The organism is Parabacteroides sp. AM58-2XD (assembly GCF_003463685.1).
Classification (GTDB): Bacteria; Bacteroidota; Bacteroidia; order Bacteroidales; family Tannerellaceae; genus Parabacteroides; species Parabacteroides segnis.
Genome location: NZ_QSDP01000090.1, coordinates 14,361 through 27,072 on the forward strand (window position 1 = coordinate 14,361; position 12,712 = coordinate 27,072).

Annotated in this window: 10 protein-coding genes; 8 read left to right on the forward strand and 2 right to left on the reverse strand. The window is 37.9% G+C overall.

Annotated elements, in window-relative coordinates:
- Nucleotides 1–295 precede the first annotated feature (295 nt).
- Nucleotides 296–859 carry an RNA polymerase sigma-70 factor gene (locus DXA15_RS18810; protein WP_128135051.1) on the reverse strand — a complete coding sequence of 188 codons (564 nt, stop codon included), beginning with the start codon at nt 857–859 and terminating at the stop codon, nt 296–298.
- Nucleotides 860–1,022: 163 nt separating this feature from the next.
- Here DXA15_RS18810 and DXA15_RS18815 point away from each other — a divergent pair, with 163 nt between their 5' ends.
- The 8 genes from DXA15_RS18815 to DXA15_RS18850 all read left to right on the forward strand — a co-directional run bounded on the left by DXA15_RS18815 (nt 1,023) and on the right by DXA15_RS18850 (nt 11,009).
- Nucleotides 1,023–2,081: a FecR family protein gene (locus DXA15_RS18815; RefSeq protein WP_128135052.1), complete on the forward strand. Its 1,059-nt coding sequence runs from the start codon at nt 1,023–1,025 to the stop codon at nt 2,079–2,081.
- A gap of 248 nt (nt 2,082–2,329) precedes the next feature.
- On the forward strand, nt 2,330–3,931 hold the full coding sequence (locus DXA15_RS27690) for a SusC/RagA family TonB-linked outer membrane protein (RefSeq protein WP_158579679.1): 1,602 nt from the start codon (nt 2,330–2,332) through the stop codon (nt 3,929–3,931).
- Nucleotides 3,856–5,604 carry a SusC/RagA family TonB-linked outer membrane protein gene (locus tag DXA15_RS27695; protein WP_128135054.1) on the forward strand — a complete coding sequence of 583 codons (1,749 nt, stop codon included), beginning with the start codon at nt 3,856–3,858 and terminating at the stop codon, nt 5,602–5,604. Before DXA15_RS27690 ends, DXA15_RS27695 begins: the two co-directional genes overlap by 76 nt.
- 11 nt (nt 5,605–5,615) lie before the next feature.
- Nucleotides 5,616–6,983, forward strand: coding sequence for a RagB/SusD family nutrient uptake outer membrane protein (locus DXA15_RS18830; RefSeq protein WP_128135055.1), 1,368 nt, complete (start codon nt 5,616–5,618; stop codon nt 6,981–6,983).
- A 32-nt stretch (nt 6,984–7,015) separates the two neighbouring features.
- Complete coding sequence (locus DXA15_RS27700) at nt 7,016–7,270, forward strand: RagB/SusD family nutrient uptake outer membrane protein (RefSeq protein WP_255419984.1); 255 nt, start codon at nt 7,016–7,018, stop codon at nt 7,268–7,270.
- A gap of 73 nt (nt 7,271–7,343) precedes the next feature.
- Nucleotides 7,344–8,774: an FAD-dependent oxidoreductase gene (locus DXA15_RS18840; protein WP_128135057.1), complete on the forward strand. Its 1,431-nt coding sequence runs from the start codon at nt 7,344–7,346 to the stop codon at nt 8,772–8,774.
- Between the two features lie 167 nt (nt 8,775–8,941).
- Nucleotides 8,942–10,537 carry a beta-N-acetylhexosaminidase gene (locus DXA15_RS18845; protein WP_128135058.1) on the forward strand — a complete coding sequence of 532 codons (1,596 nt, stop codon included), beginning with the start codon at nt 8,942–8,944 and terminating at the stop codon, nt 10,535–10,537.
- Nucleotides 10,538–10,643: 106 nt separating this feature from the next.
- Nucleotides 10,644–11,009: a periplasmic heavy metal sensor gene (locus DXA15_RS18850; RefSeq protein WP_128135059.1), complete on the forward strand. Its 366-nt coding sequence runs from the start codon at nt 10,644–10,646 to the stop codon at nt 11,007–11,009.
- Nucleotides 11,010–11,071: 62 nt separating this feature from the next.
- On the opposite strand, the gene DXA15_RS18855 is transcribed toward DXA15_RS18850, so the two are convergent.
- A complete protein-coding gene (locus DXA15_RS18855) occupies nt 11,072–12,361 on the reverse strand; it encodes a DUF1080 domain-containing protein (protein ID WP_128135060.1) in 1,290 nt (429 codons plus the stop codon).
- Nucleotides 12,362–12,712 lie beyond the last annotated feature (351 nt).

Below are 12,712 nucleotides of genomic sequence, written 5' to 3' on the forward strand. Positions count from 1 at the left end.
GCTTGAAAAGTCCTTTTGAGATTGTCAATTAACATCTATTTGCACTGTTTTTTGCTTATAATAAATCTTCATCTCGATTTAAAACGAAAAAAAACTCGTTTTGAAGAGATGGAAATTTCTTTAAAATGAACTGAGAGCTGGATGGTAAGAATGATCGTTGTTAATTATTGTAAAAACAAATCCTGTAGGAGATAAGATTTGAAGAATTCACGTGTTATGATAAAATCTATTTGTGTAACATATTGACGCAATATGGTTGTGTTTTGACTTCTTTTGTCAAATCTATTTTCTCTTTTCAGGAAGGGAATCCGAATAAAAAAGAAAGCAGTGGCAGATAATCCCTTAGTCTGACACGCAGTATTTTCAACGCTTGGCTGATTCTGTATTCAACGGTTTTGACGGATACGCCGAGTTTAGTAGCTATCTGAGTATTCGTGAGTTCCCCGAAACGGCTTAAAGCGAAGGTGTCGCGGTAGGTATCAGGGAGTTCTTTAATAGCTTTGTTAATGTGTTCAGTTAGTTCATTTATAAAATAGTAATCAGGATCTTCAAACTGATCTTTAAGTTTGTCATATATATGGTTATGTATTCGTTCGTGATATAGTTGTTTCTTGATAGCATTCAGGCAACGGTGTTTGGTTGAAATGAAAAGATAGGATTTTAGAGAGGTTTCTATTATAAGGCTTTTCCTTGTTTCCCAAATGAACAGCATCAGATCCTGTACTAACTCTTCAGAATCTTCATCGGAAATATACTGGGAGGCATATTCGCATAAAGGTGAATAGTATTTTAGAAAAAGCTGTTTATAAGCGTTCTCATCACTATTTTGTAGCAAATTCAGAATCTGATCATCATTCATGGAGTTGGATTGTTTGTCTGTTGTGGTATCTCGAATCTATAAGCAAATGTAAATTGTTTCTTTATACATACAAAATATTTTATACGATTTACTAATTACTTTTTTGAAAAAAGTAGAATATGAGTTTAGGGTACTGTACCTGTAGTTTTGTCGTATATATAGAATGGAAAAAGAAAATAGACATATTATCAGTAATGAACCGGATGAAGCTGTCCTTTTGAGATATATATCGGAAACCGCTTCGGAAGAGGAAAGAATCTGGGTTGACGGTTGGTTAAAGGATGATGAAGCCAGGGAGAACGTTTTATTGCAGTTGGCTACTATAGATCATGCTCTTCGCACGAAAAAAAGAATAGCAGCCCGTAATTCGCTGGAGGCTTTTTGTAAAGTGGAAAGGCGTATTAAACGTTTACAGAGAAAAAACTGGATAAATCGCACTTATCTGGCAGCAGCCTGCTTTTTGGGTGTCTTGATCTTATCCACTGCAATATCTTATTGGATGCAAAAAGGAACAGGGGATGAGGCACAGATAGTAACAGTTCAGGCGAATGCAGGTATGCGTACGCATTTTAACCTGCCGGATGGGACCGTTGCTTATTTGAATTCAGGAAGTGTACTTTCATATCCGTTGTATTATGATAAAAGGGAAAGGCGGGTAACGCTTACAGGTGAGGCTTATTTTAAAGTTACGCATAATCCGGAGCAACCGTTTATAGTTAGTGTGGCTAATGACCGGATGCGTGTTAAAGTGTTGGGGACGGAATTTAACTTGCAGTCTTATAACAATGAAAGTATAGTACAAACGACATTGGTTAGTGGGGCTGTAAATATAGAAGCTGTAAAAAATGGTGATATAGTGTCTAATATTAAACTTAAGCCTTCGGAAAGGGCTGTCTATGATATTTCTTCCGGTTCTGTTTCTATAGCTACCGTAAATACGGAGTATGATACGGCCTGGAAAGAGGGACGTTTAATGTTTAAAGACATGCCGATACCACAGGTTTTGAAGAAGTTGTCTTATTTTTATAATGTAAGGTTTGATGTAAAGGATTCTGTGATCAATACTTATCGTTTTACCGGAACATTTGAAAATAAACAATTGTCGCAAATCTTGGACTACTTGAAAATTTCTTCGCAAATAGATTATACAATTAAGCAAATGACATCGGATGATAGTTCGGGTATTCAAAATGAGACTGTCACTCTGAAGAAAATGAGATAGTGTTAAATCTGAATGTTTAACTTAAAATATATGCCTATGAAGTAATACAGGATTATTGTAAGCCTTATTGAAAACATACGGAAATATGCTGGTAACATATTCCCGTATGAAAATTCGAAAGGTCTTTGGAGACAAATCAAATATTTTTTTTAATCTTAAATCACTGCAAAAGTATGGTAAAGATTTATTATTTCCAATATAAAGGGAATATTAGTGCCTTTATATTACAATCTAAAATCACAAGAATCATGAAGTTAACCAGTCTATTGCTTTTTTTGTCAATCGGATTAGCTTGGGCATCGAATTCATATGCACAAAAGGCTATACTTTCGATGAACATGACTAATCGGACGGTTTTTGATGTATTGGAAGAGATTGAAACGCGAACTGATTTTCATTTCTTTTATAACAGCAAGATTATCGATATCCATAGAACAGTTTCGGTAAACGTAAAAGATAAATCTGTTTTTACAATCCTGGATCAAATATTTAAAAATTCAAATGTTGCTTATAAGGTCGTAGATAAGGATATTATTCTTTCGGCAAATGAAGCATCTGGAATTTTACAGGATAGGCGAAGGATAACAGGGGTAGTTAAAGATAAAAGTACAGGTGAACCTGTTATCGGAGTGAATGTCTTAGTGAAAGGCTCAACAAACGGAACGATTACTGATATAGATGGCAGGTTCTCTCTGGAGGTTTCATCGTCTGATATATTGTCTGTTTCTTATATCGGCTATATGTCACAAGAAATTACAGTAAGTAATAAAGAAGTGATCGATGTTGATTTACAGGAAGATTCGACTAGTTTGGATGAAGTTGTAGTTGTGGGATTCGGTACGCAGAAAAAAGTCAATTTGACAGGATCTGTATCGGCATTAAGCACGAAAGATATAGGGAAATTGAAAGTGACACAAACCTCTCAATTGTTATCGGGAATGGTTAGCGGTATAAATGTTACACAAGGTTCCGGACAACCTGGAGCAGATCAGTCTTCTGTAACGATCCGTGGATTGGGGACTTTCAGTAGTGCAGGAAACTCTCCATTAGTATTGGTTGACGGATTGTCTTCTTCGTTGGATAATGTGAATGCGAATGATATAGAGAGTATTTCTGTTTTAAAAGATGCAGCATCAGCTTCTATATACGGAACCAGGGCTGCAAATGGTGTCATATTGATTGAAACGAAAAAGGGAAAAGAAGGAAAAGCACGAATTACTTATCAGGGTAACTTTGGTTTTTCCCGTCCGTCAGAGACTCCTAAAATAGTGGACTCCTGGGTCTATGCAGAAATGTATAATGAAGCATTGATAAATGGAGGAGGAAGTCTGCAATATACGGCAGATGAAATTGCTAAATTTAAATCAGGGGAAGATCCGGATAATTATCCTAATAAAAGGCATTATGATGACCTGATAAATTCCGGAAGTGGTTTTCAGACCAATCATTATTTAGGTTTGACAGGTGGTACAGAAAAGAATTCTTATATGTTTTCTCTGAGTTATCTTAATCAAAAAGGTATTGTTGCGGAAACAAACTATCAACGTTATAATGTAATGTTTAATGCAAGCAGCAAGCTAAGAGATAATTTTAAAGTAAATGTGAAATTTTCCGGACAAAAAGGGGATAGTAATCAGCCAACAGCTGTTGACAGCAGTGCTCCTGAAGGGGTAGAAGGTTTAATAAGCTATGCAATAAAAGTTCCGAATACAATAGCCGGCAAACGTCGGATGGTTATTATGGTAATCAGACGGGATTTACAATTGAAGGTTGGATGGACAGCGAGTCTTTCATTAAGAATGATGATGTGGACGTTATTGCCAGTGCCAATTTTGAATGGAATATATTGAAGGATTTAAAACTGACAGGAGTAGCAGGATATGATTATTCAGCTTCTGACTACAAAAGATTCAGGCCGACGTTGGTAATAGATCAATATCTGACTGCATCACCTTCTGATCTCCGGATACGTAAAGCTCGGAATACTCTTTTAACGTTGCAGGCATATCTGGATTATGACTGGTCTGTAAATTCTCATTTGTTCCATGCTCTTTTAGGATATTCTCAGGAAAGTAATAAAAACGATTGGGTTGAAGCCTTTCGTGATAATTTCCCCAGTAATACTTTGTATGAACTGAATGCCGGTTCGGCTTCTAACCAGCAAAATGCCGGTTCTGCATCAGAGTGGGCTTTGGTCTCTTTTTTCGGAAGATTGAATTATTCATTTCTGGATAGATACCTTTTGGAAGTAAGTGCCAGGTATGATGCATCTTCAAGGTTCCCCAAAAAGAACAGATGGGGCTTTTTCCCGTCAGTTTCCGGCGGGTGGATTATATCACAGGAAAATTTCTTCAATGTACCGGTTATAAACAATTTGAAACTGAGAGCTTCTTGGGGTAAATTAGGTAACCAGAATATTGGGGATTATCCTTATCAACAAGTAATTGCTTTGGGTATTAATGCTCCGTTTGGTGTCTCGGAAGAATTATGGCCCGGGGCTGCTGCTGTAGATGTTCCAAGTACGGATATCACTTGGGAGTCCACAGAGGTAATGAATGTCGGACTCGATATCGGTTTGTTTAGTAATAAATTGACATTTACTGCAGATTACTATGTAAAAGAAACGTCTGATATTTTATATAATGTAACAACTTCAAAAGTATTAGGAATGACTCCGTCTGTGCAGAACGCAGGAACTGTAATCAATAAAGGTGTCGATTTTTCAGTTCAGCATAGAAATGTTATAGGAGATTTTTCTTATGGAGTTGCAGCAAATGTGTCTTATGTAAAAAATCGTGTGGATAAACTGGCTAATGTGGAAAAGGATATTGCCGGAGGACTTTTTGTCGGTCATTCTTTAAATTCGATTTATGGCTATGTTGTTGATGGTTTTTTCAATAGCCAGGAAGAGATTGATAGTTATGCTAAACAACCTAGAACTGCTAAACCCGGGGACTTAAAGTTAGTCGATATAAGCGGTCCTGACGGTGTACCGGATGGTATTGTTAATGCTGATTATGACAGGCAGATAATAGGAACCCAGTTTCCAAAGTTTAATTTCGGTTTTAATATCAATGCTCAGTATAAAAATGTCGATTTCTTACTTAATATGAATGGAGTAGGAGGAATGGACCGTTTTGTCGGAGGAGAAGAAAGTTATCAGGGAAATGCTTTTTACCGAGGCTCAAATCCGCAGGAATGGATGATAAAAGGACGATGGACTGAAGATAATCATGATGCGACTTATCCTAGGTTATTGGTTGTTGGAGGAGGAGAACAACAATTTTATAAATCTACATACAGAGTTATTAATGCGTCTTTCTTTAGGATTAATGATATACAAATCGGATATACATTCCCTTCTGCAATGATTCAATCTTTAGGTATGTCAAATCTGAGAGTTTATGCAAGTTTAAAAAATCTGGCCACTTTCCATAATTTTTTGGAAGGATGGGATCCGGAAAGAACTTCTATGTATCCGGCTGTTAGGGATTTTATGGCAGGTATTAGTGTAACATTCTAATTTGAAGCAATATGAAAAAGAGTTGTGTAAGTAAATATATATTTGTAGGAGCTTTTTTAAGCTTTTCTATTGTTGTACTAACAGGGTGTGATAGTTTATTAAATAAATATCCGCTGGATAGTTTGTCTAATAGTACTTTTTGGCAAACAGAGGGAGATGCCTTATTGGCCTTAACAGGAGTATATCAACAAAATAAACTGACAGGAACCAATGCAAAACAATCGTTTGATTTATGGAATCAGGATGCTTATTTAAGATTGTTTGAGGCTACCACTGATAATGGTTTTGAAAAGGACAATGGCGTAACTGATTTTAATAATGGTGACTTGGCTGCCTCTTATCAGCCTGTAATGGATTTGTGGACAACAACTTATATCAAAATAACGAAGTGTAACAATTTTCTTGAAAATATTGATAATGTTGAAATGGATGTAAGTAAGCTGGAAGAAATGAAAGCTGAAGTCAAAACAATAAGAGCTTACGATTATTTCTGGCTGGCGTTTTTATGGAGTGATGTTCCTTTGGTTACTAAAGTATTGACGGTGGATGAAGCTAATAGTGTGTTTCGTGATAGCCGTGAAAATGTGATCAAATTTGTAATAGAGGAGTTGCAGGCGGCAATTCCTAATTTACCGGTAACACGCCCGGATAAAGATTATGGTAGAATAACGAAAGGGGCAGCTTTAGCTATTTTGGGAAGAGTCTTTTTGGCAGAAAAAAGATGGGAAGATGCGAAAAATGTTTATAAACAGATTATGGATCTGGGTGTCTATAATATAGATGCACGTTTTAGTGATCTTTTTATTGAAAAAGGTGAGAACAGCAAAGAATTCTTGTTGGTAAGTAAAAGAATGCCCGATATATATGGAAATTCCATTTTGTTGAGTTGCCTTGGATTTACCTGGGGAGGATATCATCATTACAGTCCATATAATGAATTAGTGGAAGATTTTGAATGTATAGATGGTCTGCCTGTTAAAGAATCTCCATTGTTCGATCCGGAGAAACCTTATGAAAATCGTGATCCGAGATTGCTGAAAACAATATTTGTAGATAATATATCCGTCTTTAAGAATATATTATATATCGCCCATCCGGATTCGTCTCCGACAGTTTATCAGGATCAATTGACAAGACGTCAATGGAGTGGTTATATGGTTCGTAAATTTTGCGATGAAGATTACAATGGAAATCTGAATGTATATGGATGCGATTTTCCAATGATCCGTTATGCAGAGGTCTTGTTGAGCTATCTGGAAGCGAATATAGAGTCCGGAACTCCTATAACGCAGAATTTACTGGATGAGACAATAAACCGTGTCAGAGGTCGCGAAGAAATAAAGATGCCTCCTGTTACGGAACAAATCCGGATAAGTTGACAACTATTCTGAGACGTGAAAGGCGTGTAGAATTGGCTTGGGAAGGTTTAAGATTGTTTGATTTGTTCCGGTGGCGTACAGCTCATATATTACTTAAAGGGCGTTTTCATGGTATGAAAATCTGTTCTAAAGAGAAAGCTCCGGGATATACGAAAGTTCCAGTCAATGCAGATGGCTATTATTTTTGTGAGGAAACTTTTTTTAGAGAAAATGTCGATTATTTATGGCCAATTCCTCAGGCAGAACGGGATGTAAATAAAAATCTGACTCAGAACAGTGGTTATTGATTCTGACGAATATGGAAAATGTTCGGTAATAGCTTATGGATATGAATAGAAAAATAATAAATAATATGTTGATATGAAACTACATTCCAGAAGAAGATTTCTAAATAATATTTGTGTAGGAAGCGTTGGTCTCGGGGTGCTGGGATCTATCTCTTCTTGCGTGGAATATGGAACGAATACAAAAGCGTCATCTGTTAATTTACCGATAATTGATGAGGTTGATATATGTATATTAGGTGGAAGTTGTACCGGTGTGTTTGCCGGGGTACGTGCTGCTCGTTTGGGCGCTTCCGTTGCTGTTGTAGAAAAACAAAATGCATTTGGAGGAGTCGCAACAAGCTCTTTGGTGAATATTTGGCATTCATTGTATGATACGGAAGGGAAGCAGCAAATAATAGCAGGCCTGACAAAAGAAGTGATAGACAGGCTGGCAGTTCGTGATGCAGTAAATGTCAGTTCTAATCCAAGTTCGGCATACACTTTTAATTCTCAGGAACTTAAAATAGAATTGGACGAACTTGTATTGGAAGCTGGTATTCATCCTTATTTACATACATTGTTTTCTGAGCCATATTTGGGGGAAGATGGTAAACTGATGGGTGTAATTGTAGATAATAAGTCAGGCAGAGGCATCATAAAAGCAAAATACTTTATAGATGCTACGGGGGATGGAGACCTTTGTTATCGTTTAGGTCTAAAATCTTATGCTTTTGAATTACTGCAACCTCCCACGACTTGTGCACATTTTGAAGGTTGGAATTCTGGAGAATTCGACGGACTATTAAAAAAGCATGGAGCAGAATTTAATATTCCGGATGGATTTGTTTGGGGAGCAACGCTGCCTGAGACGAATGTTTATATGCTTGCGGGAACACGGGTATATAAAGCGGACTGCGCTGTTGCAGATGATTTAACGAGAGCGGAAATAGAAGGCAGAAGACAAATTCGTGCAATTATGGATATGTTGAGGAAATATGGGAAGAAGGAAAATCTCCCCGGTCTGGTTGCTTTACCGTCATACATTGGAATACGGGAAACAAGGCATATAAAATGTCTTTATCAGATTAGTGATGAAGACGCAATGTATGGAAAACATTTTGATGATGCGATAGCGAATGGAAGCTATCGTTTAGATATTCATCATCAGGATAAACCAGGTTTGACTTTTAGATATCTTGATGGTTCTGAGGTATATGTAAGGCCGGGTTTTGCAGATCAGAAAGGGCGGTGGAGAAAAGAAATGGATGTAGATCCAACTTTCTATCAAATACCGCTTCGTTCGATCATACCAGAAAAACATGATAATCTGATGGTTGCCGGAAGAATGCTGGATGCTGCGATTATTGCTTATTCCGGCATAAGGGTTATGGTGAATATGAATCAGGTAGGTGAGGCTGCCGGTGTTACTTCATATCTGGCACTACAACAGCAAAAAAGAATTAGGGATGTTTCAAGTAACGAAGTTAGGAACGAGTTGAGAAAAGGGGGATCTATAATTATCTAGGTTAGAATTTATTTTTATTGGAAACCGGACTCGGGATACTATTCCTGAGTCCGGTTAATTTCATTTTTGTTGTTTTTTTAGTTTAAGTTTGTGTATTCTGTTTTTATCTTATTACTTTGTAGAGTGTTTTTTACAATATCTTATATCTAATAATAAATCTAAAGTACATGAAAACAAACATTCTGACTTTTTTGTGTTTTGTCTTCCTTTGTGCCTGCCAGGCTCCACCGGTCGAAGAGTATGCAATCATCCCGCAGCCTCAGGAAATTACCTATACACCTGGGTTTTTCAAAATGGGGAATCATCCGGTTATTTCTTATTCCGGGGATTTGAATAATGAGGCAGGGTTGTTGCAAAAGGCTCTTTCTTCTGATTTTTCACTTAGTGCTACTGTAAAGGATACAGGTAAAGGTGATATTAACCTGATACTTGATCCGGCAGTTTTACCGGATAAGCCGGAAGGATATCAACTGGAAGTATCTTCCGGAAAAGTGGAGATAAAAGCCGGAACTCCTGCCGGTATTTTGAATGGTGTGCAGACGTTGCGGCAGATCATCAAGGAGAAAAATGGAAAATATATGATACAGAAAACTTCTGTTTCTGACTATCCGGCTTTTTCCTGGCGTGCCTTTATGTTGGATGAAGGACGTTACTTTAAAGGAAAAGATGTTGTACTGAAACTTTTGGATGAAATGTCACAACTGAAAATGAACACGTTCCATTGGCATCTTACTAATGACCAGGGTTGGAGGATTGAAATTAAAAAATATCCGAAACTGACTGAAATCGGCGCTTTCCGCGATTCTTCGGAAATCAACCATTTTGGTAGTGACGTGTATGACGGGAAACGGCATGGAGGATTTTATACACAGGAAGATATAAAAGAAATTGTTGATTATGCCTCTAAACGCCATATTACCATTGTTCCGGAAGTAAGTATGCCGGGACATGCCAGTGCGGCTATCGCTTCTTATCCCTGGTTGGGTACAAGCGGAAAGCAGATCAAAGTTCCTGGAAAATTTGGAGTGCATTATGAAGTGCTGAATGTTTCCGATCCTAAAGTGTTGCAATTTCTGGATGATGTAACCAATGAAGTAATAGCGTTATTCCCAAGCCCGGTATTCCATATCGGAGGGGATGAAGTGAAATACGATCAGTGGAAAGCATCTCCGGCAATACGTAGTTATATGGCAAAGAAAGGTTTGAAGACTCCGGCAGAACTTCAGATCTATTTCACAAATGAAATCTCCAATATGCTGGCGGCAAAAGGTAAGCGAATGATGGGATGGAATGAGATTACCGGAGATAAACTGCATGAATATCAGTCGGAAGAGGATACAAAAGAAGCAGAACAGCAGTTGGCAAAAGGTACGATCGTTCATTTTTGGAAGGGGGATCCGGCTCTTATCAAGAAAACGATCGATAAAGGATATGATGTGGTAAATTCTTACCATGAGTATACTTATGTGGATTACAATTATGAATCGATACCTTTATCCAAGGCTTATGCTTTTAATCCGGTTCCTGAAGGGTTGTCTCCTGAAGAACAAAGCAGAGTCTTAGGACTTGGTTGTCAGATGTGGGGTGAATTTATTCCTACGGTTGAAAGCATGAACCGGTTGACTTATCCACGTATTGCTGCTTATGCAGAAACAGGATGGAGCGGTTCGGATAAAAAAGATTACAATCGTTTCCTGAAATCTCTTGATTACTTTAAGAATAAATGGGCTGCTGAAGGAATAGTGATAGGACCGACTGAATAAAAATATTTTTTTGCAGAACGATTAAACTATTTCCATGTAACAAAGTCTATTATATCGAAGCGCTTCACAAACAGGAAAATATTAATTTAGTAATAAGTATTAGTTTATGAAGAAGGTAATAGGATTGTTTTTGGTTATCCTGATTAGTTCGGCAACAGTTTTTGCACAAAGTGGTAATCGTCAGGGAAAGAAGGGAGATCCCTCTCAACGTAGTGAAAAAATGATCGAGGAATTGAAACTCGATGATAAGCAAGCTGCGGAGTTTCGTAAGGTTGAGGCTGATTTCCGGGAACAAATGAATAAGGAACGTGAGGCTGTAAAAGATGACCGCGAAAAGATGCGGGAAAAGATGACAGCCATGTATACTGAAAAAGAGGCTCAAATTAAGAAGATTCTGACGGACGAACAATACAAGCTGTATCAGGAAAAACAAAAAAAAGTTCCTCGTAAAAAAGGACATGGACGTAGATGATAGAAATAAAAAATCCCCGGCAGTTCATTCCGCCGGGGATTTTTTTATTTGTAATTAATTGATTATAACGTTTTCAGTTTCAGGTTACGCCATAATACTTTGATGCCACCACCGTCGTGGATCTGTAAAGCGATGCGGCCCTGGCCGGCACCGATTTTTTCATCATTGATGTTAACCATTTCTTCGCCATTCAACCAGGTCTGTACATTGTCACCCTGCACTTTGATACGCATGGTGTTCCAGTCACCTTCTTTCAGGATTGTTTCTTTTTCATCCGGGATCTGGACTAACCATCCGCGTCCGTATGATTCGTAGATACCGCCAGTATCGTGTCCTTTAGGAGCAACTTCAACCTGCCATCCGTTTACTTTTACGTCTTCTTCAATGAAAGAACGGATAAATACGCCAGAGTTACCGTCGGCTTCCTGTTTGAATTCTACTGTTAGGTCGAAATCATCATAGTAATCGCGTGTTGCCAGATAACCATATTTTTTATCCGGACCGCTTTCGCAAATCAGTAAACCGTCTTTTACATACCATAATTCTGTACCGTATGCTTCCCAGCCTTTCAGGTCAACACCGTTGAAGAGGTTGACTTCTTTCGTTTTACGGGGAAGTTCTTTGATCTTTAGATTACGGAAAGATGCGGGATAACCATGATCCTGTAAACAAAGAACACCTTTCTTTGCCAAACCGTATTCAGGAGCATTTGCCCATTTTCCACTGTTTTTCTTTTCATACCAATCATCTGTCCAAGCTTCAAATTCCACAATCTTTTGTCCATTTAACCAATGTTCTACATGGCCATTGTCGAATACAATCTTGGAATTGTTCCATTCGCCTTGTGGATTTACCTTCATTTTGGATTTGTCAGGCAAATGCATGGCATAATCGACACCTAGTTTCTGCCATTCTTCCAGAGGTTCCGGGAAGTTAGGCTCGTCGATCAACTGATATTCCGGACCTGTTACATAGGGTACGGCAAATTGCGGACGTTCAACAACATGATAAAGCATACCGCTGTTGCCGCCTTTAGACAGTTTCCAGTCCCATGACAATTCGAAGTTTTCATACTGTTTGTCGGTTACGATATAACCGCTGGCATCGCTGCCGTCACCTTTAGCCTGGATACATCCGTCTACTACGTGCCAGGGTTGTGTCAGAGTGGTTCCGTTATAGTCTTTCCACCCGTTGAGTGTTTTTCCGTCGAAAAGAAGTTGCCATCCGTCAGCGACTTCTTCGGGAGTAAGCGTGTTTTGCTCAACACCTGCACAAGAGGTAAACAAGGCCAATGATACTGCACAAGAGGCCAATAAGCTTGTGGCTGTTACTCTTTTCACTACTGATTCCATTTTAGATTAAGTTTAAATTAATGATAATGATAAATTGCAAAGATAAAAAAGTTATTTAAAAGATTCTGCAAAAATACACGAAGAGGTTGCTTTCGCCGTATCTTTGAATGCTTTATCACTTATTGAAGGGAAAGGAAAATTGAAAGGTCAGTTAAAAGAAATAGCAACTCATTTAGGGGAAGAGGATAATCCTGTGGTTATGCTGGCTAAGATAAAAAACTTCTGATTCAAAATCATTAAGTCTTGTATCGAACTCAGCCCGATTACAGTATAAGTGATTCGTTTGATATATATCAAACGCAAAGAACACATATATGCTTTATTCATTTGATAATTGTTCTTTATTCGTTT